This is a genomic window from Kitasatospora sp. NEAU-CNBT7, assembly GCF_057220535.1.
Genome location: NZ_JBXQQB010000004.1, coordinates 262,944 through 287,932, shown reverse-complemented (window position 1 = coordinate 287,932; position 24,989 = coordinate 262,944). Strand labels below are relative to the sequence as shown.

At 75.4% G+C, this 24,989-nt stretch carries 15 protein-coding genes; 10 read left to right on the top strand and 5 right to left on the bottom strand.

What is annotated here, in order from left to right; genetic code table 11:
* The first annotated feature begins 18 nt into the window (after window positions 1–18).
* The 5 genes from AC2TEW_RS07980 to aroF all read left to right on the top strand — a co-directional run bounded on the left by AC2TEW_RS07980 (window position 19) and on the right by aroF (window position 5,899).
* Window positions 19–1,314 (top strand): phenylacetate--CoA ligase family protein, encoded by a 1,296-nt coding sequence (locus AC2TEW_RS07980; protein ID WP_484622637.1) that lies wholly within the window; start codon window positions 19–21, stop codon window positions 1,312–1,314.
* A 66-nt stretch (window positions 1,315–1,380) separates the two neighbouring features.
* Entirely contained in the window at window positions 1,381–2,166 is a 786-nt protein-coding gene (locus AC2TEW_RS07975; protein ID WP_484622636.1) for a 2,3-dihydro-2,3-dihydroxybenzoate dehydrogenase, read from the top strand.
* A gap of 47 nt (window positions 2,167–2,213) precedes the next feature.
* Window positions 2,214–2,867 (top strand): isochorismatase family protein, encoded by a 654-nt coding sequence (locus tag AC2TEW_RS07970; RefSeq protein WP_484622635.1) that lies wholly within the window; start codon window positions 2,214–2,216, stop codon window positions 2,865–2,867.
* Complete coding sequence (locus AC2TEW_RS07965; RefSeq protein WP_484622634.1) at window positions 2,864–4,825, top strand: anthranilate synthase family protein; 1,962 nt, start codon at window positions 2,864–2,866, stop codon at window positions 4,823–4,825. The genes AC2TEW_RS07970 and AC2TEW_RS07965 overlap by 4 nt, the downstream gene beginning before the upstream one ends.
* 21 nt (window positions 4,826–4,846) lie before the next feature.
* Complete coding sequence (aroF, locus tag AC2TEW_RS07960) at window positions 4,847–5,899, top strand: 3-deoxy-7-phosphoheptulonate synthase (RefSeq protein WP_484622633.1); 1,053 nt, start codon at window positions 4,847–4,849, stop codon at window positions 5,897–5,899.
* Here the strand turns inward: aroF and AC2TEW_RS07955 are convergent.
* Together AC2TEW_RS07955 and AC2TEW_RS07950 are read right to left on the bottom strand one after the other, a co-directional pair.
* Window positions 5,844–7,277 (bottom strand): FAD-dependent monooxygenase, encoded by a 1,434-nt coding sequence (locus AC2TEW_RS07955; protein WP_484622632.1) that lies wholly within the window; start codon window positions 7,275–7,277, stop codon window positions 5,844–5,846. The genes aroF and AC2TEW_RS07955 overlap by 56 nt on opposite strands.
* Window positions 7,278–7,387: 110 nt before the next feature.
* Entirely contained in the window at window positions 7,388–7,855 is a 468-nt protein-coding gene (locus tag AC2TEW_RS07950) for an RrF2 family transcriptional regulator (protein WP_149038093.1), read from the bottom strand.
* Window positions 7,856–7,956: 101 nt separating this feature from the next.
* Here AC2TEW_RS07950 and AC2TEW_RS07945 point away from each other — a divergent pair, with 101 nt between their 5' ends.
* The 5 genes from AC2TEW_RS07945 (at window position 7,957) to AC2TEW_RS07925 (ending at window position 15,576) form a co-directional block, all read left to right on the top strand.
* Window positions 7,957–9,447, top strand: a complete 1,491-nt coding sequence (locus tag AC2TEW_RS07945) for an MFS transporter (RefSeq protein WP_484622631.1) — start codon at window positions 7,957–7,959, stop codon at window positions 9,445–9,447.
* Between the two features lie 262 nt (window positions 9,448–9,709).
* Window positions 9,710–10,423: a YqcI/YcgG family protein gene (locus tag AC2TEW_RS07940; RefSeq protein WP_484622630.1), complete on the top strand. Its 714-nt coding sequence runs from the start codon at window positions 9,710–9,712 to the stop codon at window positions 10,421–10,423.
* A gap of 59 nt (window positions 10,424–10,482) precedes the next feature.
* Window positions 10,483–11,895: a cupin domain-containing protein gene (locus tag AC2TEW_RS07935; RefSeq protein WP_484622629.1), complete on the top strand. Its 1,413-nt coding sequence runs from the start codon at window positions 10,483–10,485 to the stop codon at window positions 11,893–11,895.
* 41 nt (window positions 11,896–11,936) lie between these two features.
* Entirely contained in the window at window positions 11,937–13,199 is a 1,263-nt protein-coding gene (locus AC2TEW_RS07930; protein WP_484622628.1) for an MFS transporter, read from the top strand.
* 211 nt (window positions 13,200–13,410) lie between these two features.
* A complete protein-coding gene (locus tag AC2TEW_RS07925; protein WP_484622627.1) occupies window positions 13,411–15,576 on the top strand; it encodes a LuxR C-terminal-related transcriptional regulator in 2,166 nt (721 codons plus the stop codon).
* A 428-nt stretch (window positions 15,577–16,004) separates the two neighbouring features.
* Here AC2TEW_RS07925 and AC2TEW_RS07920 read toward each other — a convergent pair whose 3' ends face one another.
* Genes AC2TEW_RS07920 through AC2TEW_RS07910 form a run of 3 tightly spaced genes read right to left on the bottom strand, consistent with a single transcriptional unit; the run spans window position 16,005 to window position 24,924 of the window.
* Window positions 16,005–16,229 carry an MbtH family protein gene (locus tag AC2TEW_RS07920; protein WP_199520312.1) on the bottom strand — a complete coding sequence of 75 codons (225 nt, stop codon included), beginning with the start codon at window positions 16,227–16,229 and terminating at the stop codon, window positions 16,005–16,007.
* 26 nt (window positions 16,230–16,255) lie between these two features.
* On the bottom strand, window positions 16,256–21,673 hold the full coding sequence (locus AC2TEW_RS07915) for a non-ribosomal peptide synthetase (protein ID WP_484622626.1): 5,418 nt from the start codon (window positions 21,671–21,673) through the stop codon (window positions 16,256–16,258).
* Between the two features lie 14 nt (window positions 21,674–21,687).
* Window positions 21,688–24,924, bottom strand: a complete 3,237-nt coding sequence (locus AC2TEW_RS07910; RefSeq protein WP_484622625.1) for a non-ribosomal peptide synthetase — start codon at window positions 24,922–24,924, stop codon at window positions 21,688–21,690.
* Window positions 24,925–24,989: the final 65 nt, after the last annotated feature.

Sequence of the window (24,989 nt, the reverse complement as noted above, 5' to 3'; positions counted from 1 at the left end):
CGAAGGAGGAGACCGGCGATGCCCGCCGCACTGCCGCAGATCGGCGACTGGACCAGCTTCGAGGAGCTCGGCCGGATCCAGTCCAAGCAACTCGACACCGTCCTGGAGCGGGCCATGCGCTCCCCGTTCTACCGGGAGCGCCTGGCGGGCCGTCAGCCCTCCGCCCTGGCCGACCTCGGGGTCACCCGCAAGGACGACCTGCGCGGCAGCTACCCGTTCGGGATGCTCGCCGTGGAGCGGCGGGAGCTCGCCACCTACCACGAGTCCAGTGGCAGCAGCGGCGTCCCCACCCCCTCGTACTACACCGCGGCCGAGTGGACCGACCTCACCGACCGCTTCACCCGCAAGTCGGTCCCCATGACGGCCGACGACACCCTGCTGGTGCGGATCCCGTACGCCCTGGTGCTGGCCGGCCACCTGGCCCACCAGGCCGCCCTGGCCACCGGCGCGAGCGTGGTCGCCGGGGACTGCCGCTCGCTGGCCGCCCCGTACTCGCGGATCGTCCGCGCCCTGCACGACCTGGACGTCAGCCTCACCTGGTCGACACCGAGCGACACCCTGGTCTGGGCGGCCGGCGCGCAGCTCGCCGGCTACCGGCCCGCCGAGGACTTCCCGGCGCTGCGCGCGCTGTACGTCGGCGGCGAACCGCTCGGGCCGGTCCGGCGGGAGCGGATCGCCGCGATCTGGGGCGTGCCGGTGGTCGAGGAGTACGGCTGCACCGAGATCGGCTCGCTGGCCGGCACCTGCCCGCAGGGGCGGATGCACCTGTGGGCGGACCGGGTGCTGGCCGAGGTCCGCGACCCGGCCACCGGCGAGATCTCCGCCGAGGGCGTCGGACAGCTGGTGCTCACCCCGCTGTTCCGGGAGGCGATGCCACTGCTGCGCTACGACCTGGAGGACCTGGTCGAGCTGCGCTCGCAGGACTGCGCCTGCGGCTGGTACCTGCCGACGGTCCGGGTGCTCGGCCGGGCCGGGAGCGACCTCCCGGTGGCGGGCGGCTCGGTGACGTCCCGCCAGGTGGAGGACGCGGTGTTCGGGCTCCCCGCCGAGTACGGGGTGATGTTCTGGCGGGCCCGCGCCGGGGCGGACGCCCTCACCGTGCAGATCGAGGCCGCGCCGCCGTTCGCCGCCGACGCCCGGGCCGCGCTGGCCGCCCACGCACCCGAGGCGCTCGGGGTGCCGGTCCGGGTCGAGACCGTCCCGGTCGGGACCCTGGTGCCGCTGGAGCTGCTCTCCAACCGGCTCGACGCGATGAAGCCGCGCCGGCTGTTCGCCGCCGACGAGGACTGGGACGCCGCGGTCCTCACCTGCTGAACCCGCCCCGGCCGGCCCCGCCCCGCGGGGGCCGGGGCCGGCCGACACCTCCATGGGGGAGAACCAGTGAACGAGAAGGAATTCGACGGCAGGACCGCGCTGGTCACCGGCGCCGGCCGGGGCATCGGGCGGGCCGTCGCCCGTCTGCTGGCCGAGGCGGGCGCCACCGTGGTCGCCGTCGACCGCGACGCCGACGCCGTCCACCGGCTCGCCGACGAGCTGTCCGCGGCCGGGGCGGGCGCCCTGGCCCTGCCCGTCGACGTGGCCGACGCCGCCGAGGTCGAGCGGACCGTCGAAGCCGCCGAGCGGGAGGCCGGACCCCTCGACCTGCTGGTGAACGTCGCCGGGGTGCTGCGCACCGGCCCCGCGCTGGACCTTACCGACGAGGACTGGCGCGCGATGTTCGCCGTCAACTCCGACGGCGTCTTCCACTGCAGCCGGGCGGTGGCCCGCCGGATGGTGCCGCGCCGGCGCGGCGCGATCGTCACGGTGGCCTCCAACGCCGCCCGGGTGCCGCGCGCCCTGATGACCGGCTACGCCGCGTCCAAGGCGGCGTCGGCCGCCTTCACCAAGTCGCTCGCGGTCGAGCTGGCGCCGTACGGGATCCGCTGCAACGTGGTCAACCCCGGCTCCACCGACACGCCGATGCTGCGCGGGATGTGGTCCGGCGGCGGGGACGCCCGGAGCACCGTCGCGGGCGACCCGGACCGGTTCAAGGTCGGCATCCCGCTCGGCAAGCTGGCACAGCCCTCCGACGTGGCCGAGGCGGTGGCCTTCCTGCTGTCCGACCGGGCCGGCCACATCACCATGCACGAGCTCTGCGTCGACGGCGGCGCATCCCTCGGCGCCTGAGCACGGACCCCGTGACCCGGGCAGGACCCCAGCGGAAAGTGATGCAGATGGGCATTCCCCACATCGACCCCTACCCGATGCCCCGCGAGGACGAGCTGCCGGCCGGCCCGGCCGGCTGGCAGCCCGACCCGGCCAGGGCGATGCTCCTGGTCCACGACATGCAGAAGTACTTCCTGCGGCCGTTCACCGCCGACGCCTCGCCCGCCGCGGAGCTGGTGTCCAACGCCGCCGCCCTGCTCGCCGCCTGCCGGCGCCTGGGCGTCCCGGTCGCGTACACCGCGCAGCCCGGTGACATGAGCGACCGGGACCGCGGCCTGCTGAAGGACGTCTGGGGCCCCGGGATGGACGCCACCCCCGAGCAGCGGGCCATCGTGCCCCCGCTCGAACCGGCCGGGCCGGACCTGGTGCTGACCAAGTGGCGCTACAGCGCCTTCCACCGCACCTCCCTGCTGGCGGACATGCGGCGGGCCGGCCGCGACCAGCTGGTCATCTGCGGTGTCTACGCCCACGTCGGCTGCCTGATGACCGCCTGCGACGCGTTCGGCCACGACATCGAGCCCTTCCTGGTCGCGGACGCGACCGCCGACTTCGACGCCCGCTACCACCGGCTGGCCCTGGACTACGCGGCCGAACGCTGCGCCCGGGTGGTCTCCACCCGCAGCGTGCTGGAGCACCTCGGCGCCCCGGCGGTGGCCCGGTGAACCCGGCCGATGCGCTCCGCTCCGTGCTGAACGGGCCGGCCGGGGCCCCGTTCGCGCTGCTGCACCGGCCCGAGACCGCGCCGGGCGTGGTCGAACTGCTCACCGGCCCGGTGCGCGAACTGCAGGCGCTGGCCGAGCTCACGGCCGGGCCCGCGGAGAGCGGCGAGACGCTGCTGCTGGTCCCGTTCCGGGCCGCCGCCGAGCAGGGTTTCGACTGCGCCGACGACGGCGCGCCGCTGCTGGCGATGGCGGTCGACGGGCGCCGCGCGGTCCCGCTCGCCGAGGCGCTCGCCGCGCTGCCCGAGCGGCCGCCGCACCTGCACGGGCTGCGCTTCGAACCGGACGACGCGGCGTACGCCGACATCGTCGGCCGGGTGCTCACCGACGAGATCGGCACCGGCGAGGGCTGCAACTTCGTCATCCGGCGCTCGGTCACCGGCACCCTGGCCGACCGCACCCCGGCCGCCGCCCTGAGTGCCTTCCGCCACCTGCTGGCGAGGGAACAGGGCGCGTACTGGACCTTCCTGGTGCACACCGGCACCCGCACCTTCGTCGGTGCCACCCCCGAGCGGCACGTCACCCTCGCCGACGGCGTCGCCACCATGAACCCGATCAGCGGCACCTACCGGTACCCGCCGTCCGGGCTGGAGATCCCCGGTCTGGTCGGCTTCCTCGCCGACACCAAGGAGACCGAGGAGCTCTACATGGTGCTCGACGAGGAACTCAAGATGATGGCGCAGGTCTGCGAGGACGGCGGCCGGGTGCACGGGCCGGCGCTGCGCCAGATGTCCCGGCTCGCACACACCGAGTACTTCATCAGCGGCCGCAGCTCGTTGGACCCGGTGGAGATCCTGCGCCGGACCCTCTTCGCGCCCACGGTGGTGGGCAGCCCGCTGGCCAACGCCTTCCGGGTGATCCGCCGGTACGAGCCCACCGGCCGCGGCCACTACGCGGGCGTCGCGGCGCTGATCGGCCGCGACCCGCGGGGCCGGCACCTGCTGGACTCGGCGATCATGATCCGGACCGCCGAACTCGGCCCGGCCGGAAGCCTGCGCATCGATGTGGGCGCCACCTTGGTCCGGGACTCCGACCCGGCCGCCGAGGCCGCCGAGACCAGGGCCAAGGCCGCCGGACTGCTCGCCGCCTTCGGCGGATCCGCCGCGGACCCCGGATCCGCCGCCGACCGCCGCCCCGCCGCGCCCGGACCGGCGGGCAGCTCCGGCGTCCCCTCCGCCGCCGACCACCCCGAGGTGGCGGCCGCGCTGGCGAGCCGCAACGCCGACCTGGCGCGGTTCTGGTTCCACGACCACCGCCCGCCGCCCGCCGCACCGGAACTGGCGGGCCGCCGGGTGCTGGTGGTCGACGCGGACGACACCTTCACCGCGATGCTGCGCCACCAGCTGGCCTCGCTCGGACTGGCCGTCACCGTCCGCCCGTACACCGGCGACCTCGCCGCCGACGGCTTCGACCTGGTGGTCTCCGGCCCCGGACCGGGCGACCCGCGCGACCTGGCGGACCCCAAGGTCGCCACCGTGCGCGCCGCCCTCGCGAGGCTGCTCGCGGACGGCACCCCGCTGCTCGCGGTCTGCCTCAGCCACCAGCTGCTGAGCGGCCTGCTCGGGCTGCGGGTGGTCCGCCGCGACCGGCCCAGCCAGGGCATGCGCCGACGGATCGACCTGTTCGGCCGGCCCGAACGGGTCGGCTTCTACAACACCTTCGTCGCGCTCAGCGACGCCGACCGGCTGCCGTGCCCGTACCGGCCGGGCGAGGTCGAGGCCGCCCGCGACCCCCGCACCGGCGAGGTGTACGCGCTGCGCGGGCCGGGCTTCCAGTCACTGCAGTTCCACGCCGAATCGGTGCTCACCCGCGACGGCGTACGGATCCTGGGCGACGCCGTGCACCGGCTGCTCGTGCCCGTCCGCCACGGCGGCGGCGGGCCGGTCCTGATCGATCGCTGACACCTCAGAGGGGACACCCACATGTTCGTCATCACGATGGCCGCGGGCGCTTCGGCCGCGGACACCGACCAGGCCGTCGTCGCGGCAGCGCGCACCGGCGCCGGCACCATCGTCAGCCGGGGGGACGACCGGACCCTGATCGCCCTGTTCGGCGGCGCGCTGCCGGACCTGTCGGGGCTGCCCGGCGTGCAGGACGTCGCCGACGTCCAGGCGCCGTACCCGCTGGTGGCCCGCCCCAGTTACGCCGAGCGTTCGCACGTGAAGGTCGGACCGGTCACGATCGGCCCGCGGACCTTCACCCTGATCGGCGGCCCGTGCGCGGTCGAGACCCACGACCAGACGCTCAAGTCGGCCCTGATGGCCCGGTCGGCCGGCGCGGTGCTGCTGCGCGGCGGCGCCTTCAAGCCGCGCAGCTCACCGTACGACTTCCGGGGCCTGGGGGAGGAGGGGCTGCGGATCCTCGCCGACGTCCGGGCCGAGACCGGGCTGCCGGTGGTCACCGAACTGCTGGACCAGCGCGACGTCGAACTGGTCGCCTCGTACGCGGACATGCTGCAGATCGGCACCCGGAACATGCAGAACTTCGCGCTGCTGGAGGCCGCGGCCGAGACGGGCCGGCCGATCCTGCTCAAGCGGGGGATGGGGGCGACGGTGGAGGAGTGGCTGCTCGCCGCCGAGTACATCGCCCACCGCGGCAACCTCTCGGTGGTGCTGTGCGAGCGCGGCATCCGCACCTTCGAGAACTCCACCCGCAACACCCTGGACATCTCGGCCGTGGTGGTCGCCCAGCAGCGCTCGCACCTGCCGGTGATCGTCGACCCGTCGCACGCCGGCGGCCGCCGGGAGCTGGTGGTGCCGCTGGTGCGGGCCGCGGCCGCGGTCGGTGCCGACGGGGTGATCGTGGACGTGCACTCCTCGCCGGAGTCGGCGCGCTGCGACGCGGCCCAGGCGCTCGGCCACGCGGAACTGGGCCTGCTCGGCGCGGCGGCCCGGGACTGGTCGCGGCTGGCGGGCCGGGTCACCGAGGAGCCGGTGCCGGCCGCCGGGAGGATCCCCGCCCCGCTGGCGTCCTGACCCGACCCGACCGCCCGGGACCGGGCCCCGCGACCGCACCCGATGCGTCGCGGGGCCCGGTCCTTCGGCGTTCCCCGGGGGCGGGGGCGGCGGGTGCCGCGCCCGGGTCGAACAGCCCCGACCGGGACAGGAACCGCAGCGCCGCCTCGGTGCCCGAGCCGGCCGCGGGCTGGGCCAGGTCCAACGCGCGGTGGCGCAGGCGGGTGGCCGGCGACAGCTGCCGCAGCGCCGCGCTGACCTGCGGGAGGTAGCCGGCCGGTCCGCCCGGTGCGCCACCGGGGGCCCGGCGGAGCTCGCGCCGGAACCGCTGCGCCAGGGCGCGGGTGCTGCCCTGCTCCGCCAGGCAGCGGCGCAGCGCCAGGGCGGTCAGGACGGCCTGGCCCACCGTCCGGGAGTTGACCGGGTCGTACCCGGGACCGTGCGGGGCGGCGGCCCGGGGCAGGACCAGCAGTCCCGGCGGGAGGCGGTGCAGGCCGCGGTGGTGCCAGCGCAGGCCCGCCGCGACGGCGACCGGCGCGGCGTCCGCGAGCGGCCGGGCGCCGCGCAGCGCCTCGTAGATGTCGGGGGCGGCGAGGGTGCGGGCGAAGCGCAGCAGCGCGTCGTGGTCGGGGCCGTGCGGCAGGTCCCCGGCCAGGCTGCCGAGCGTGAGGGTCCAGCGGCCGTTCTCCTCGCGGGCCAGGGCGCCGGTGCGGGGGACCTGTCCGGTCGGTGCGACCACCAGGGCGAGTTCCGCGCCGGGCGGAGCGGCCGCCAGGCCGTAGCGCCGGCTCACCGAGCTGATGCCCCACGGCGGGCGGACGGGCCGGGGCGGCGGCAGTCCGAGGCCGGACAGCCAGGCGGGGCTGCGGGCGGCGGTGCCGGAGGCGTCGACCACGAGGTCGGCCTCCACGGTCTGTTCGCGTTCCTCGTGGGGGAGCACCCGGACCCCGGTGACCTGCCGGCGGTCGGCGGTGGTGAGCAGGCCGGTGACGGTGGAGCTGTCGACGATGCCCACGCCGGGCAGGTCGCGCAGCCGGCGGCGCAGCGCGCGGTCGAGGGCCTGCGGGCCGACCGTCAGGGCGAGCCGTCCGCCCGGTCGCGGCTCCAGTTGCCGTCCGCCGAGGTACCAGCGGCAGTTCCCGAGGATGTCGCCGACCGGGGCGCCGCCCTGCTGCAGGGTCTCGACGAGGCCGGGCAGGAGGTGGTCGAGGGCTTCCCGGCAGCCGGGGTCCAGGGTGTGCGGTGGTCCGGGCAGGGTGCGGACACCGGTCGGGCCGGCCGGCACGCGGTCCTGTTCCAGCACGGTGACCCAGCCGAAGGAGTCGGCCAGCACCCCGGCCGCGAGCAGCCCGGCGGGGCCGGCGCCGATGACGACGGCGTGGCCGCGGCGGGCTAGCACGGGGGGATCGGCATGGTCGTCGGGGGTCCTTTCGGGCATGGGTGGGGCGCGCGTCGGCGGCGGACGGTGTCCGGGCGGCGTCCGACGCGGCAGGTGGGCCGGGTCCCCGGCTACGCGCCCTCGGTCAGCACGTCGACGTTGTGCTTCCTGACCCACTTCGGCAGCCGGTGGGTGAGGTCGGCGATGGTGACGGAGCGCAGGGAGGAGCGCCAGGCGTTGTCGGCCTGGGTCATCACCGAGTTGATCACGCAGGGCCGCAGGCACTGCTCGGGGCTGAGCGCGCCGGTCCCGGCCTGCCGGATCTCCTTGCAGGTGAACGCGGGTGCCGAGCCCTCGATGGCCTCGACCACGTCGAGTGCGTTGATCAGCTCGGGGGCGCGGGCCAGTCCGTAGCCGCCGCGCGGGCCGGACACCGCGCGCAGCACGTCGGCGCGGACCAGGGCCTGCAGGTGCTTGGCGAGGTACGGCTCGGGCAGTCCGTAGTGCTGGGCGAGCTTCTCCCGCCGCACCAGTGCGCCGTCCGGGACCTGGGCCAGCAGTGTGGCGCAGTGCAGGCCCCACTCGACTCCTTGCGACATCTTCACGGGGCCGAGTCTAGACAGCCCTGTTGTGGATGACTAGTGTCCGCAATATATTCAATACATCTCGTGTCCACGATTAGGAACAGAGGGTGTGACTGATGAGCAGCACGAACGCGGCCCGTCCGGCCGCGGCGCCGGCCGCAGGGGACCGGGCGCCGGCCGCGGTGGCCGGCTCGGGGCCGATGCTGGCCGTCTTACTGGTGGCCCTGTTCATGGCCCAGTTCGACTTCTTCGTGGTGAACGTGGCGGCGCCGGCCGTCTCCCGGGACCTGCACGCCGGGCCCGTCATGCTGGAACTGATCGTCGGCGGTTACGCCTTCGCCTACGCGAGCGGCCTGATCACCGGCGGCCGGCTCGGTGACCTCTACGGCTACCGGCGGCTCTACCTGGCGGGCATGGTGGCCTTCGCCGCCGCCTCGCTGCTGTGCGGGATCGCCCAGGAGCCCTGGCAGCTGGTCGCCGCCCGCCTGCTGCAGGGCTTCACCGCCGCGCTGATGGTCCCGCAGGTGCTCGCCACCATCACCGCCACCTTCCCGCCCGAGCGCCGCCCGAAGGCGCTGGCCTGGTTCGGCGTGGCCGGCGGCCTCGGCTCGCTGTCCGCCAACATCCTGGGCGCGCTGATGCTCGACGCCGACCTGTGGGGGCTCGGCTGGCGGGTGATCTTCCTGGTCAACGTCCTGGTCGCGGCCGTCACCGTGCCGCTCGCACTGCGCCACCTGCCGGTGGTGACCCCGCCGCGCCGCCAGCGGCTCGACCCGCTCGGCGCCCTCGGCGTCGCCGCCGCCCTCGCCCTGCTGCTGGTGCCGCTGTCCATGGGCGGCAACTCCGGCTGGCCGGCCTGGACCTGGATCTGCATGGTGCTCTCGCTGCCGGTCGGCGCGCTGACCCTGCGCTGGCAGTGGGTGCTGCGCGAGCGCGGCGGCAGCCCGGTGCTGGACCTGTCGCTGCTGCGGGTGCGCTCGTACACCTCCGGCGTGGTGGCCGGCGCGGCCTTCCTCGCGTACTTCGCCAGCTTCATGTTCGCGCTGTCCCAGTTCCTCCAGGTCGGCCGCGGCTACTCGCCGCTGCACGCCGGCCTGGTGGTCACCTCCAGCGCCGTGATGTTCTCCGCCAGCGCGCTGGTGTCGTTCCGGATCGTGCCGCGCTACGGCCTGAAGGTGGTGGTCGCCGGCGGCCTGCTCACGGCGCTCGGCCTGCTCGCCCTGGTGGTCCAACTCGCCGTCTCCGGCGCGGACCTGCCGGTCGCCGGCATCGTCATCGCCCTGATGCTGGCCGGCGCGGGCAACGGCGCCGTGCTGCCGCAGTTGATCGGCGCCTCGCTCGTCGCGGTCAAGCCGCAGCAGGCCGGGGTGGGGGCGGGCGTGCTCAACACCGCCCAGCAGTTCGGCAGTTCGGCAGGTGTCTCGATCGTGGGGGCGGTCTTCTACGCCATCGCGGGACCGGCCGTGATGACCGGCGGGACCTCCGGTTCGAGCTACGCCCGCGCGATGCAGTCCGCGGCCCTCATCGACATCGCCCTGGTCGCCGTGGTGACCGTGCTGATGGCGTACAACAAACGCGCCTCGGACCGGATCAAGGCCGCCCGCTGACCTTTCCGGAACGATGCGTACCGCCTTTCCGTCCCGCCGGCGGGACAATGGCCGCCCGCCGGCCCGGGACCGAATGGTGATTGCTTCTCACCGGACCGGGCCTGCAGTATCGTTCGAAATCCGTGCGGAGAGCGATTGCTCTTCCCGACCGCCTGCAACGCACCGTTCCGTGCGTTTCGCGGTGTCACGTAGAGACTCTGGGGGCGTGATGAATTCGACCACCGCTACTGCCCGCACCGATGAGCTTGCCACCCTCGCGGAAATGGGCGTCCGGATACTCGACCCGATCTCCGACGACGGTTTCCCCGATGAACCCGAGTGGTTCACGAAGGCGCTCGCCGTATTCAAGGAGAATGTCGGGTCCCGGGAGTACCCGTGCCATTTCGGGCGCCGCGCCCTGGAACAGCGCGAACTGTTCGTCACCCGGGTGGACCCCGCCCGGCCGAAGGACCTCGCCGCGCCGCTGGCCGCGTTCCTCGACCACGTCGCGCCCACCCCCCAGCGCCGCAAGGTGCTGGCCGCGTTCGTCGCCGCCGGGGACACCCCGCTCGACCACCAGGGCTACGGCGAGCTGTTCTGGTCGGTGCTGCAGCAGTTGCACGACGCCGACACCGAGCCCTGGCCGGCCGACCTCCCGGAGAAGACCGACGACCCGGCGTGGGAGTTCAGCTTCCACGGCACCCCGATGTTCGTCTTCGCCGCGGCGCCGACCCACGAACTCCGCCAGTCGCGCAGCCTCGGCGCGAACCTGGTCCTGCTGTTCCAGCCGCGGAACGTCTTCCACGGAATCGAGGGCGGCACCCCCAGCGGAATCGTCGCCCGCCGCCGGATCCGCGACCGGCTCCGGAAATGGGACACCGCGGCGCCGCACCCGGCAATGGGCGACTACGGCGATCCCTCGAACTTCGAATGGCGGCAGTACTTCATCGCCGAGGACGACGGCGAGGCCTTCGAGACCTGCCCGTTCCAGCACTGACGTTCCGCCACCGGGGCGCCATTCGGCGGCCATTTACCGAGAAAGTGAAGAGATTCGGCATGAACGACTCCTGGCACGACCTCGTCGAACTTCCGGACCCGAACGACCCCAACGCGGTCGTCAAGGCCTTCGCCGCCAATCCGGCCTTCCGGGCCGCCGAGTGGAGCGAGCTGACCTGCGAGGACAACCCCTTCCGCCGCCCGGTCCGCCCGGACGACCTGGGCTGGCTCGACTACGGCGTGCCGATGCGGGCCGAGAACGCCCTCAAGCTCAGCGGGCTGCTCGGCCACCGCATGCTGCGCAACGTCTACGACCTCGACCAGTTGCTGCTGCCCCCGCAGGAGGACCCCGCGGTCGCCCGCGACCGGGACGCGTACTACTCCACCCGCAGCCGGGTGCTGGCCCAGCTGGCGCGGCCGGTCCTCGAGCGCCACCTGTTCACCCACCTGGCAGAGCAGCGCCCGGAGCCGGGCCGCCCCACCCTGGACGCCCTGCGCGCCCGCGTCCTGGAGCACCACGACCGCCGCTCGGCCGAGCCGGGTGCGGCCTTCGCCGCGGCCCGCGCCGCCCGGGGACGGCGGGAGGCCGGCACCTTCCTGCTGCTGCAGTACGGCGCCTTCGAACCGGCCGCCCACGCCGCGCTGGCCACCGCCGCCCTCGGCGAGTTCCCGCTCGCCCACCCCGGACTGCGGACGGCCCTGCTCTCCCACCACCGGCGATGGGTCCAGGACGCCGACCGGTACACCGCGCTGCTGGCCGCCGCCGAGCTCCGGCCGGCCCCGGCCGCGTACTGGCAGCTGTCCCTCAACTCCTCGTTCGCCCGCGGGAACCACCTGCACCACCTGGCGCTCGACCGGCGCCGGCCGGCCGCCTTCCTCGGCGCGCTGCTGTTCCACCTGCTCGACACCGCGGCCACCCGCGAGCAGTACGCGCAGACCCTCCAGGACACCCTCGGCACCCGCCCCGGGTACTTCGAGGAACTGCGCACGGTCTCCCGCCAGGAGCTCGGCGAGCTGGTGGACACCCTGCTCGCGCCGCTCTGCGCGCGCTACGGGCCCACCGTGGTCGAGCAGGCCGAGACCGGTCTCGCCGACGCCGCCCGGCTCGCCGCGCAGTGGGACGAGGACCTCGCCGCACAGCTGACCTGGGCCGACAGCATCGAGCAGCACCAGCGCACCGCCGAGCGGATCCAGCAGCACATCGACGACCGGGGCCTGGAGATCGACCTGGACACCTTCGTGGAGTCCTGGGAGGTCACCTCGACCACCCACGTGCACGACGAGCACCGGCTGGTGGTCATCGAGTCCGGCCAGATGCACTTCTGGAACAACGTCACCCACAAGATAGAGCTGAACGCCGGCGACAAGCTGCTCATCCCGCTCTCCCGGCTGCACGGCTCGACCGTCCTGTCGGGGGAGTGCACCTACCACCAGCCGATCATCCCGGACGCGATGTTCCGGCAGTTCAGCTGAGCCGCAGCCACCACTGAGAGACCGTCGGGTCGGGAGTACGCATGAAGCTTGGATCGTTGGTCCTGGACAGCTCGCCGCTGCGGCGGAACAAGGGCTTCCGCCATCTGTTCGTCGGCCGCCTGGTGTCGGTGGTGGGCAGCAGCATCACCACCGTCGGCACCGCGGTCCAGGTCTACGCGATCACCGGCTCGGCCCTCGCGGTCGGCCTGATCAGCATCGCCGGCGGCTTCCCGATGGTCGCCGGCATGCTGTACGGCGGCACCCTGGCCGACGGCGCCGACCGCCGGAAGGTCCTGCTGTGGACCCAGGTGCCGCTGGCGCTGTTCTCGGTCGGACTGGCCCTGAACGCCGGCGCCGCCCACCCCCAGCTGTGGCTGATCTACCTGCTCACCATGGTGCAGGGCGGCCTCACCGGCCTCGGCGCACCGGCCCGGACCGCGATGATCCCGGAGCTGGTGGGTCCCGCGCAGTACTCCTCCGCGGTGGCCCTCACCTCCACCCTGAACACCACCGCCGGCCTGGTCGGCCCGGCCCTGGCCGGCCTGCTGATCGCCAAGGTCGACCTCGCCGCGGCGTTCTGGATCGACGCCGCCACCTTCGGGATCTACGTGCTGACCCTGTTCGCCCTCCCCGCCCAGCGGCCGGGCGAGGGCTCGTCCCGGCCCGGCTGGCGGGCGCTCGCCGAGGGCCTGCGCTACGTCCGCGACAACAAGGCGGTCGGCTCGGTGCTCATGATCGACATGAGCGCGATGGTCTTCGGCATGCCCAAGGCGCTCTTCCCCTCGCTCGGCACCGGACTGTTCCACGGCGGCTCGGTCGCGGTCGGCCTGCTCTACGCGGCCCCCGGCGCCGGCGCCCTGATCGGGGCCGCCGCCAGCGGCTGGACCGGGAAGGTCCGCCGGCCCGGACCGATCGTGCTGTGGGCGGTCTGCGTCTGGGGGGCGGCCATCGCCCTGTTCGGCCTGGCGCGGTCGCTGCCGCTGGCCCTCGCCCTGCTGGTGGTGGCCGGGATCGCCGACGTGGTGTCGGAGATCCTCCGCGGCACGCTGCTCCAACTGCTCACCCCGGACGGCATGCGGGGCCGGCTCAGCGGACTGTGGCTGGCCCAGACCAACGGCGCCCCCGCCCTCGGCAACGCGGAGGCCGGAGCGGTCGCCGCCGCCGCGGGCGAGGCGGTCTCGATCGTCTCCGGCGGCCTGCTGTGCATCGTCGGCGCCCTGCTGATCGCCTGGCGGATGCCCGCCCTGCGGCACGCCGAACTCCCGCACGTCGAGGCGGCCCAGCAGAAGGTGGCCACCGCCTGACCCCCCGCCGGGCGCCCGTCCACCGGTGCCCGCGCCCCCACCACCGGCCGGTCGACCGCCGTCGACCGGCCGGTCCGCGCCCTGCCCGGGGCCGTCCGCCGCGGCGCACCGGATCCCCCGCCCACCGCACACCCCGCACCCGAACCGGTCGGGCCGCCGCGCTCCGTACGGGCGGCAAGCAAGAGACGGCAAGCAAGAGATGAGGCCGACGATGCCCACAGCACCCAGCCCGCCCGCCGGGACGGCCGGCGAACTCGACGAGTTCTTCGGCCGCCACGAGGACGTCGAGCGGATCTGCCAGGCGGTGACCGCACGCTCCCTGGTGACCATCGTCGGCGACGGCGGCACCGGGAAGTCCCGGATCGCCCTGCGGGTGGCCCGGCGCCTCGCCGAGGGCCGCTTCACCTTCGCCGGCCTGCTCACCCCCGAGGAACTGGCGGACACCGAGGAGGTCGCCCGCCGGATCGCCGGTGCCCGCAGCGCCGCGGGCGGGCCGGTCCTGCTGGTGGTCGACGGCTGCGAGCACGCCGTGCAGTCCTGCGCCCGGCTGGCGGCCGCCCTGCTCGCCGAACACCCCGGCCTGCACCTGCTGACCACCGGCCGCGAAGCCCTGCGCACCGGCGGGGAACTGGTCCACCCGGTGGCCGGACTGCCGCTGCCACCCGTCCCCGAAGGGCTGCCCGACCTCGAGGTGCTGCGCGCCTCGGACGCCGTCCGGCTGTTCCTGGACCGCGCCCGCAGCGCGGGCCGGAGCGTGCCGCTGACCGCCGCCAACGCCGCCGCCCTGGTACGGATCTGCCGCGGCCTGGACGGCAACCCGCTCGCCATCGAACTGGCCGCCTCGCTCACCGCCGTGCTCCCGGTCGCGGACATCGCCGACCGGCTCGACCAGTGCCTGGACCTGCTCACCCGCGGCTACCGCACCGCCCGCCCGCACCAGCACAGCCTGCGCGCCAGCCTCGACCACAGCCTCGCGCTGCTGTCCGGACCCGCCCGCGAACTCCTCGACCAACTGGGGGTGTTCGCAGGTGACTTCACCCTGGCGGCGGTCGAGGTGGTGTGCGCCCGGCGCCCCGGCACCACCCGCTCCCCGGTCGACCTGCTGACCGAACTGGTCGACAAGCACCTGGTCACGCGCACCCAGGACTGGTTCCGGCTGCCCACGCCGGTACGCCACCTCGCGGTCGAGAACCTGCACCGCACCGGCCGCCACGAGGAGGCCGCCGCCACCCACACCGAATGGTGCGGCTGGCTCGCGGAGCGGATCGCCGCCGCGTTCGACGGCGGCGACGACCTCGCCGCGCTCGCCCTGCTCGGCCAGGAGAGCGAGAACCTCACCGCCGCCCTGCGCCGCGGGACCCACGCCGACCCGGCCCGGGCCGCCCGGATCGCCGAGGTGATGGTCCGGTACTGGCTGCGGCACGAGAGCGCCGCCCGCTACACCGCCACCCGCCCCTTCGGAACGCGCCCGCCCGCACCCGCCGACCGGCACGCCGCGGACCTGCGGGCGGCCCGCCACTGGCTGGAGCACCCGGACGCCCGGACCGGCCCGCTCCCCGCGGCCGTCCTCGCCGTCCTGGAGGGCGACCACGACCGGGCCCGCGCCGACCTGGGCCGCCTGGTCCCGGAACTCGCCGCCGCAGCCCGCACCGTCGAGGAGGCGCTCGCCCGCTGCGCGCTGGCGGTCAGCCACCTGCTGGCGGGCGGCGACGGCGGGTACGAGGCGGCGGAGCCCGAGCTGTGTGCCGCCTCGGCGCTGTACCGCGCGGCCGGCGACGAGGCCGGCGCGGCCTTCGCGCTGGCGTGGCGGGCACTGGCCGCCGAGGGACGCACCGGTGACCCGTCCGGCCGTCAACTGCTCACCGAGGCCACCGCGTCGGTCGCCGGGTGCGGCGACGACGCGATGGCCGCCGCGCTGATCGGGGCCAGGGCCCGGCTGCGGGCCGCCGAAGGACGGCACGCCCGCGCCCTGGAACTGGCCGGCGCCCAGGCCGCCGCGCGGGCGCCGGGCCGGGCGGACACCGGGGCCGCCGGATGGCGGCCGGACCCGGGACTGGCCGCCGCCTGGCGGCTGCTCGGCGAGCGCCAGGCCCTCGAGCACTGGGAGCACGGGACGGCCATGCCGCTGCGGGAGGCGCTCGACGTCGCCTCGGACGAGGTCCGCCGGCGTCCGGCGCCCGGCGCCGCGGTGCTCAGCCCGCGGGAGCTGGAGGTGGTCCGGATGGTGGCCAAGGGGATGACCAGCGTGAAGATCGCCCGCGCCTTCGTGATCTCGCCGCGGACCGTCGACACCCATGTGGACCACGTCCGTACCAAGCTCGGACTGCACTCGCGGGCCGAGGTGGCCGCCTGGGCCAGCAGCACCGGCATCGGCTAGCCCGGCACTCGGCCGACTGTCCCGGGCAGGGGACACACCGCGGACCTTCCCGGCAGGGGACACACCGGGCACCCGGGACCGGATCCGCCGCCTCCCGTCCGGCCGGGGACCACCGCACCGCGGCAGCTGTCCCGCCGATCCCGTCCCGCCGATCCCGCCCCGCCGCCTCCCGTCCCGCCGATCCCGCCCCCCCGGATCCCGCCGGGAGGCGCCCCCACCACCCGGCCTCCGTGCTGCCGTCCGCGTGTGGCGCCTGCCTGCGCGGTGTCCGCCCCGGGCGCCGGGCCGTGCCCGGCCCGCCGCCGGCGGCCGCCGGCCGCGGCGCGCGCCCGTCCGGGAACCGATACGGGGCTCCCGGCCGGTGACGGCACCCGGCCGGTCCGGCCCGGGTCCGGTCCCGCGGAGCCTGACCCGGGCCTGACCCGGGATCACTCCTCCGCGAGGGCGTCCAGGTGCCGCCGCAGGCCGGCCGGCCGGAGGTCGGTCCAGACCGCCTGGATGTGCGCGAGGCACTCCTGCTTGCTGCCGTCCTTGCCGGCGTCCCGCCAGCCGGGGGCGTTGTCCTTCCCGCTCGGCCAGATCGAGTACTGCTCCTCCTGGTTGACGACGACCTTGTACTGCCGGTCGTCCTCGTCACTGCTGTCGGCCCACACTGCTATCTCACCTCGGGTTCTCTCGTTCACTCACCGATACGGGTCACAAGGATGTCCGCGAGCCGCGCGACATCCGGCTCCTCGACGACGCTGTGGTGGTCGCCGGGGATCTCGAGCCGGGAGACCGTCCCGGCGGCGAACCGCGGCCAGTCGGCCGTCCGGTCGGGCTCGTCCTCGCCCGGCGGGCACACCACCGACAGCAGGTCGCCCGGGTAGACCGCGGGCCGGTAGGCCGCCGCGGCCAGCATGTTGGCCCGGTGGACCCGGTAGAGGCTGCGGACCTCGGGCAGCCAGTCCTCGCCCCGCTCCCCGCGCGAGTGCGCCAGCATCCGGGCGACCAGCAGCGCGATCCCCTCGCCGTCCAGGCCGTCCAGGTCCTGCTCCGAGACCGGCCGCACCCCGCCGCCGGGCACCGCCCGGGCCGCCTCCTCGGCGAACAGCAGGCCGATCGTCCGTTCGTCGGTGATCGTCGCGGTGGCCGGGGCGGCCGAGTCGATGGTCGCCGTCAGTGCGACCCGGTGGCCTGCCGCGGTCAGCTGCGAGGCCATCTCGAAGGCCACCAGGCCGCCGAAGGACCAGCCGACCAGCCGGTACGGGCCGGTGATGCCGCCGCGGTGCAGCGCGGCGACGTACCGCGCGGCCATCTCCGGGACGCTCTCCAGCGGCTCGCACTCGCCGGCCAGCCCGGGGGCCAGCATGCCGTACAGCGACACCGTGCCGCCGAGCCGCCGCACCAGGGCGGTGTATCCGCGCAGGTGCCCGGCGACCGGGTGGATCAGGACCACCTTGGGCGCGGTGGGCGAGGGTTCGGCCAGCACCAGCAGCGGATCGTCCTCGTCGGGCCCGGCAGCGGCCGCCGTCCGCGCGGGGCCGACGGCTCCGCCGGTCCCGCCGTCCGCGCCGCCCTCGCCGGCCGCCGCGGTGGCGCGGTGGACCGCGTCCTGCCAGTGGGCCGCCAGCCGGTGCACGGTGGCCGCCGGGATCAGGTCCGCACGGTAGGTCCAGTCGGCCACCAGCTCACCGCCGGCGAGCCGCAGGGACAGCCGCAGCGGCCGGCCGGTGTCCGCCTCCGCCGGATCGGTCCCGGCGGCCGGGTCCGGCCGCAGCTGCGGCCCCAGCGGGCCGGCCGCCGGGTCCAGCGGCGGGCAGCTGAAGGCGAGTTGGGCGGACCGGGCGGCGCGCAGGGTGCGGGAGGTGGTGTCGCTGCGCAGGTGGCGCAGGACGCCGTGGCCGAGGCCGTGCCCGGGCACCGCCGCCCGCTGCCGCCGGATCTCCGCCAACCGGTCGGCGATCCGTGGGGAAGCGCCGAGGTCGAGGTCGAGCGGGTGGGTGGCGTCGAGCGGTCCGACGGTCCGCGCGAGGTCCGGCAGCCCGGCGACCGGCCCGCGGACCCGGCCCTCCAGGTCGACCCGGTGCGTGGTGGCGCCGGTCCAGTCGGCGACGGCGTCCAGGAACGCGGTCAGCAGCAGGTCGGCCGGGTCGGCGCCGGGGGTTGCGGCCGTGCCGGTCAGCGCCGCGGTGGCGGCGCGGTCCAACCGGACGGAGTGCTGTGCGACCCGGGGGCCGTTCCGGTCCCCGGACGGTTCCAGGGGCAGTGCCGCCACCGGAGCGGCCGCCGCGGCCGTCCAGTGCAGCGCCTCGGCGCGGACCTGCGGCGAGCGGGCGTGGTCGGCGAGCGCGTGCGCGCCGGCCGCGAACGAGGGGCCGCCGACGGGCGGCGGCACCGGCCGGCCGTCGGCGGCCGCGGCGAGCAGCCCGGCCAGGTCGGCGAGCAGGACCGGCCAGGAGGCGTCGTCGACCGCGAGCGGGTCGGCGGCCAGCAGCAGGAGGGAGGGCCGGCCGTCGCGCGGGTGCAGCGCCGCGTGCAGCGGCTGCCCGGCGGCGGGGTCGACGGCCGCGCGCAGGGCGGCCGCGGAGGCGGCCGGATCGGCGGCTCCGCCCGTCGACGGATCGGCCACCCGCAGGGGTACCGGCAGCGTCCCGTCGGTCAGGGTCTGGCGCCACGCCGTACCGGAGCGTTCCACCTTCACCCGCAGCGCGTCGTGCCGGGCGGTCAGGGCGGTCAGGGCCTCGGCGAGCTGTCCGGCGGAGACCTCCGCGGCCAGCTCCAGCGCCCGGACCCGGGCGGTCCGGGCGGCCGCCGGCTGCTGGAGCAGCCGGTGCTGGCCGGGCGTCAGCGGGACCTCGCTGCCGGCGGCGGGCTGCCCGGTGGCCGGGGTGCCGGTGGCCGGGGTGTCGGGCTGCAGGGTGGCGGCGAGCGCGGCGACCGTCTGGTGGCGGAACATGTGCCGGACCGTGAAGGAGAGCTGGGCGCGACGGGCGCGGGCGACCACCTGGATGCTCAGCAGCGAGTCGCCGCCGAGGTCGAAGAAGTTGTCGTGGACCCCGGCCTCGGTGATCCCCAGCACCTCGCACCAGATGGCGAGCAGTTCGCGTTCGGTGGCGGTGCGCGGTGCGGTGCGGTCCCGGCCGCTGCGGTCCCAGTCGGGCTGCGGCAGCGCGTTGCGGTCCACCTTGCCGCTGCTCAGCCGGGGCAGGTCGGCGAGGACCAGGACCGCGGCCGGCACCAGGTAGTCGGGCACCCGGTCGCGCAGGTAGGTCCGGACCGACTCGGCGGTCACCCGGCCGGGCTCGCGGCCGCGGACGTAGGCGACCAGCTGCGGGCCGACGGCGGCGGGACCGTCGGTGCGGACCAGGACGACGGCCTCCTCCACCGCCGGGTCGCCGCGCAGCACGGTCTCCACCTCGCCGGGTTCGATCCGCAGGCCGCGGATCTTGACCTGGGCGTCGGCCCGGCCGATGAACTCCAGCAGGCCGTCCGGGCGCCAGCGGGCCACGTCACCGGTCCGGTAGAGCCGGCCGCCCGGGACCTCGGCGAACGGGTCGGGGACGAAGGACTCGGCGGTCCGGGTGGCCTGGCCGAGGTAGCCGAGCGCCAACGGGGTTCCCGCGATGTGGAGTTCGCCCGGTACGCCGACCGGGGCCGGCTGCATCCGCTCGTCCAGGACGTAGATCCGGCAGCCCGGCATCGGGCGGCCGAGCGGGATCCGGACGGTTCCGGGGTCGCGCTCACAGGTCCACGCGGTCACCGCGATGGCGGCCTCGGTCGGCCCGTACAGGTGCAGCAGTTCGGCGGACAGCAGCCGGAAGAACTCGTCCCGCTGGCGGACCGTCAGGGTCTCGGCCCCGCACATCACCAGCCGCAGGCTGCGGCAGTCCTCGACGCCGGGCTCGGCCAGGAAGGCCTGCAGCATCGAGGGCACGAAGTGGGTGACGGTGATCTGCTCCCGGACGATCAGCTCGCGCAGGTACGCCGGGTCGCGGTGGCCGTCGGGGTCCGCCATCACCAGCCTGGCACCGGCCAGCAGCGGCCAGAACAGCTCCTTGACCGAGACGTCGAAGGTGAACTGGGTCTTGTGCAGCAGCCGGTCCTCGGGGCCGAGCGGCCAGTCCCGCTGCATCCACAGCAGGTTGTTGACGATCGCGTGGTGGCCGACGCCGACGCCCTTGGGCCGGCCGGTGGAACCGGAGGTGTAGATCACGTAGGCGAGGCCGTCGGGGTGCACCGGCAGGCCCGGGGCGTCGCTGCGGGCGGACTTCTCGGCCGGGCTGTCGCCGTCCAGGGTGAGGGCCAGGACGGGCACCCCGTCCCCGGCGGCCGCGGCCAGCCGCTCGGCGAACCGGGCCTGGGCGAGCACGGCCGGTACCCCGGCGTCGGTGAGCAGGTGGCGCAGCCGCGCCTCGGGGTGGTCCGGGTCGAGCGGGAGGTAGGCGGCGCCGGCCTTGAGCACCCCCAGCACCGCGACGATCATCTCGACCGAGCGCTGTGCGCACACCCCGACCACCGAGCCGGTGGTCACCCCGGCCCCGCGCAGCAGCCAGGCGGCCCGGTTGGCGCGTTCGTCGAGGGCCCGGTAGGTCAGGGCCCGCTGTCCGTCCTGGACCGCGACGGCGTCCGGGGTGCGCCGTACCTGCTGTTCGACCAGCAGGTGCAGGGCGGTGGCGCTGTCCAGCTCGCCGCCGTAGCTGTTCCACTCGACCAGGGTGCGGTGCCGCTCGTCCTCGTCCAGGATCTCGATCTCGCTGATCCTGGTGTCGGGCGCGGCCGCCGCGGCCGACAGCGCGGTGCGCAGGTGGTGGGCCAGCCGGGCGATGGTGCCGCGGTCGAAGAGGTCGGCGTTGAAGGCGATGGCGGCCCGGCTGCGGTCGCTGCCGATCTTGACCCGGAGGGTCAGGTCGAACTTGGCGGACGCGTCCTGGCGCCGGACCGTCCGCAGGTCGACCCCGGGCAGCGAGAGCTGCTCGCCGTCGTCGCCCTGGAACGCGAACAGCACCTGCACCAGCGGGTTGTAGCTGAGGTCGCGGGCCGGGGCGAGTTCCTCCACCAGCTGCTCGAACGGGGTGCCCTGGTGCTCGAAGGCGCCGAGGCAGGTCTCGCTGACCCGTTCCAGCAGTTCGGTGAAGGTCGGGTCGTCGCGCAGGTCGGCCCGCAGGACCAGGGTGTTGACGAAGAACCCGATCAGCTGGTCGAGTTCGGGCTGCCCGCGGTTGGCCGAGGGGGCGCCCAGCAGGAAGTCGCGGCGGCCGGTGTGCCGGGAGAGCACCAGTTGGAAGGCGGCCAGCACGGTCATGAACATCGTGACCCGGTGGGTCCGGCTCAGCGCCCGCAGCCGGTCGACCAGGTCCTGCGGGAGGTCGAACTCGTACAGGTCGCCGTGGTAGCTCTGCAGTGCCGGGCGTGGCCGGTCGGTGGGCAGTTGCAGGACGGGGGAGACGCCGGCCAGCTGGACCTTCCAGTAGTCCAGCAGTGCGGCGGTCTCCTCGCCGGGCTGGCCGGCGGCCTGCCAGAGCGCGAAGTCGCCGTACTGGACCGGTGGTTCGGGCAGGTCCGGCTCGGTGCCGCGGACCCGGGCGGTGTACAGCGCGCTGAGTTCGCGGTTGAGGATGCCGTGCGACCAGGCGTCGAAGACGATGTGGTGCACGCACAGCAGCAGCTGGTGCCGGCGTTCGCCGAGCCGCAGCAGCCGGCCGCGCAGCAGCGGTCCGGCGGCCAGGTCGAAGGGTGTCCGGGCGTGTTCGGCCTGGGCCCGGGCCAGCTCCTGCTCCTGGTCCTCGGCGTGGCGCAGGTCCTCCACCGGGAGGTCGAAGCCGGTCCACGGCCGGACCAGCTGCCGGGGGCCGTCCGGGGTCTCCGCGAAGACCGTGCGCAGGGCCTCGTGGCGCAGCACGATCCGGCCCAGTGACCACTCCAGGGCGGCCACGTCGAGGTCGCCGGTGAGTTCGGAGACCATCGGCACGTGGTAGGCGATGGACTCGGGCTCCAGCTGGGCCAGGAACCACAGGCGCTCCTGCGCGAACGACAGCGGCAGCGGGCCGCTGGTGCGGCGGGGTTCGATCAGGCCGGTGGCCGTCGGCCGGTGCTCGCGCTGGCCGGGGTCGTTCATCTGGGGGCTCCTTGTCAGTTGTCGACGGGTGTGGTGGCGGTCCGGCCGTCCCCGGGGCCGGCCAGCAGGGGGGCGAGCCGGGCGATGGTCGGGGCGGCGAACAGCGTGCCGACGGTCACCCGGACACCGAGGACGGCGGTGAGCCGGGCCGCGGCCCGGGCGGCGAGCAGCGAGTGGCCGCCCAGCTCGAAGAAGTCGGCGTGCACGCCGATCTGCTCGGTGATCCCGAGCACCTCGGCCCAGACCGAGGCCAGGGTGCGCTCGGTGGCGGTCCGCGGCAGCTGGTCGGCGGTGACCGCGGAACGCGGCGCCGGCAGGCTCTTGCGGTCGATCTTGCCGTTGGACAGGTGCGGCAGCGAGTCCAGGACCTCGATCGCGGCGGGCACCAGGTAGTCGGGCAGCCGCTCGCGCAGGTAGCCGCGCACCGCCCGTTCGGACAGGCCGTCGGTGCGGGCCCGCAGGTAGGCCACCAGGCGGGTGCCGAGTCCGTCGGTGCGGACCACCACCACCGCCTCGGTGACGCCCGGGTGCTCCCGCAGCGCCGCCTCCACCTCGCCGGGCTCGATCCGCATGCCGCGGATCTTGACCTGGTGGTCCCGGCGGCCGACGAACTCCACGGCGCCGCCGGGCAGGCGGCGCACCAGGTCGCCGGTGCGGTACAGCCGGCCGCCCGGCCGTTCGCCGAACGGGTCGGGGACGAAGCGCTCCGCCGTCAGGTCGCCGCGCCCGGTGTAGCCGCGGGCGACCGGGGTGCCGCCGATGTGGAGTTCGCCGGTCACCCCGACCGGGACCGGTTCCATCCGCTCGTCGAGCACGTAGTAGGTGCAGTTCCAGACCGGTCCGCCGATCGGGGTGGCGCCCGTGGTGCGGTCCACCCTGGCGGTGGAGGCGTTGGCGGTGGTCTCGGTGGGGCCGTAGACGTTCCACACCTCGGTGTCCGGGAACACCCGCCGGATCCGGTTGACCAGTTCGCGGTCCACCCGCTCGCCGCCGAGCAGGAACCGCTTCAGCCGCCCGGTCAGCGCCCGGTGGGCGGCCGGGTCGCCGAACTCCAGGATCGCCTCGCACAGCGACGGGGTGCAGCCGACCACCACGTCGGTGCCGCGGCCGGCCAGCTGCCGGGTGAGTTCGGCCGGGTCGCGGACCACCTCGGTCGGCAGCAGCCACGCGGTCCGGCCGTTGAGCAGCGGGGTGAACAGCTGCTTGAGGGCGCCGTCGAAGGTCAGCCGGCTGATCACCGGGGTGGCGGGGTCCGGGTCGGGGATCAGGACACCGCGCACCCAGGCCAGGTAGTTGCGCAGGCTGCCGTGGCTGACGGCGACCCCGTTCGGGCGGCCGGTGGAGCCGGAGGTGAAGATGACGTAGGCCAGGCCGTCCGGGTGCACCGGGACCTCGACGGCCGGCACCTCGCGCCCGGCGGCCTCGTCGAGGCCGCAGTCCTCCAGGCGGAGCGCCGCGCAGTCGAGGCCGGCCAGCCGGGGGAGCAGCGACTGCTGGGTGAGCACCAGCGCGGCCGCCGAGTCGCCGATCATCAGGGCCAGCCGCTGTGCCGGGCTGTCGGCGTCCAGCGGGACGGCCGCGCAGCCGGCCCGCAGCACCGCCAGCACGCTCACCACGAAGTCGGGTGACGGCTCCAGCAGGATGCCGACCCGGGTGTCCGGCCGCAGGCCGCGTGCCAGCAGCTGCCCGGCGAGTGCGTTCACCCGGCGGTCCAGCTCGCGGTAGGTCAGGGTGCGGCCGGCGCAGTCGACCGCGGGTTCCCCGCCCCGCTCGGCGGCGTGCCGGGCGACCGCGCGGCTCAGGTCCTCGGTGTCGGGCAGGTCGACCCGGGTGCGGTTGAACCCGGCCAGCGCCTGCTGCCGTTCCGCGCCGGCCAGCAGCGGCAGTTCGTCCACCGGGGTGCCGGGCCCGGCCGCCATCGCGGCCAGGACGGTCAGCCAGTGCCCGGCGAGCCGGACCACGGTGGCCCGGTCGAAGACCTTGCTCTGGTAGGTCAGTGACAGCCGGAACCCGGCCGCGCTCTCGGCCACCTGGCAGGCCAGCTCGAACGGGGCCAGGTCGTCGCCGCCGTCCAGCAGTTCGATCCGCAGTCCGGCGGCGTCCGCCGGCTGCGGGCCGGCCGGCTGCGGTGTGCACACCACCTGCAGCAGCGGCATCCGGCCGGGGCTGCGGGCGAAGTCCAGGGCGTCCGCCAGCCGGTCGTACGGGAAGCCGGGGTGTGCGGCGGCCTCGGCGCGGGACTCCCTCACCCGGCCGAGCAGTTCGGTCACCGTCGGGCGGCCGCGCAGGTCGGCCCGCAGCGGCAGCAGGGTGTCGTGCCGGCCGACCGCCGGGCGGCCGGCCGGGCTGTGGACCGTGCCGACCAGGAACGCCTGCTGGCGGGTGTGGCGGGCGAGGACCACCTGCAGGGCGGCCAGGACGACGTCGAACGGGGTGCAGCCGGCGTCCGCCGCCAGCGTCCGCAGGGCGGCGCTCAGGTCGGCGGTGAGCTCCACCGTCTCGCGTTCGCCGCGGAAGTCGTGGTTGTCGCGCTGCGGGCGGTCGACCGGCAGGTCCAGCAGGGCCGGGGCGCCGGCCAGCAGCCCGTGCCAGTAGTCCTCGTCGAGCCGGCCCCGGGACGGCTGCGTGGTGACGGGCTGTGCGGTGACCGGCGGTGCGGTGACCGGCGGTGCGGCGAGGTGCGGTGCGGGGGCGGAGGGCGCGGCGGAGCCGGCGCCGGCGGCGTAGTGCCGCACCAGCGAGGCGTGCAGGGCGGCGCGCGAGCGGTCGTCGCTGCGCAGCCGGTGGGTGCTGATCATCAGCACGTGGTGGTCCGGGGCGAACCGCACCAGCACCGCCCGCGCGGCCGGCGCCGCGGCCGGGTCGAAGCGCCGCCGCCGCTCCCGGGCGGCGAGTTCGGCCAGTACCACCGCGGGTTCGCCGGCCGCGTCGACCAGTGACAGCGGCGGCGACCAGCCCGGCCCGGGCGCCTGGCCGGCCACCCCTTCGCGGGTGGTGAACACCGCGCCCAGCGAAGGGTGTTCGGCGAACAGCGCGGCGAGCGCCGAGCGCAGTACGGGGAGCTCCGGAGCGCCGCGCAGCCGCAGGAACACCGGACTGGTGTGGATCGGCAGTTCCGGATGGTTCCGGTCCAGCCACCACCAGTACCGCTGGGCGGCCGTCAGCGGCCGGAAGGCGGGCTCGGCGACGGCGGGCTCCCGCCGGCCGGCCGGGCCGGCCTCCCGCGGGGACGCAGTTGTCTGCTCGGTCATCGCCACCATCCGTGTCAGGGCCGTCCGGGCGGCCGGGCCTTGGTCCGGCGGCGCCCCGGCCCACG

Coding starts and splice junctions, on each gene's coding strand:
- AC2TEW_RS07930 (WP_484622628.1), top strand. CDS start 11,937: ATGAAGCTTGGATCGTTGGTCCTGGACAGCTCGCCGCTGCGGCGGAAC.
- AC2TEW_RS07925 (WP_484622627.1), top strand. CDS start 13,411: ATGCCCACAGCACCCAGCCCGCCCGCCGGGACGGCCGGCGAACTCGAC.
- AC2TEW_RS07945 (WP_484622631.1), top strand. CDS start 7,957: ATGAGCAGCACGAACGCGGCCCGTCCGGCCGCGGCGCCGGCCGCAGGG.
- AC2TEW_RS07910 (WP_484622625.1), bottom strand. CDS start 24,924: ATGACCGAGCAGACAACTGCGTCCCCGCGGGAGGCCGGCCCGGCCGGC.
- AC2TEW_RS07970 (WP_484622635.1), top strand. CDS start 2,214: ATGGGCATTCCCCACATCGACCCCTACCCGATGCCCCGCGAGGACGAG.
- AC2TEW_RS07950 (WP_149038093.1), bottom strand. CDS start 7,855: ATGTCGCAAGGAGTCGAGTGGGGCCTGCACTGCGCCACACTGCTGGCC.
- AC2TEW_RS07935 (WP_484622629.1), top strand. CDS start 10,483: ATGAACGACTCCTGGCACGACCTCGTCGAACTTCCGGACCCGAACGAC.
- aroF (WP_484622633.1), top strand. CDS start 4,847: ATGTTCGTCATCACGATGGCCGCGGGCGCTTCGGCCGCGGACACCGAC.
- AC2TEW_RS07915 (WP_484622626.1), bottom strand. CDS start 21,673: ATGAACGACCCCGGCCAGCGCGAGCACCGGCCGACGGCCACCGGCCTG.
- AC2TEW_RS07980 (WP_484622637.1), top strand. CDS start 19: ATGCCCGCCGCACTGCCGCAGATCGGCGACTGGACCAGCTTCGAGGAG.
- AC2TEW_RS07940 (WP_484622630.1), top strand. CDS start 9,710: ATGGGCGTCCGGATACTCGACCCGATCTCCGACGACGGTTTCCCCGAT.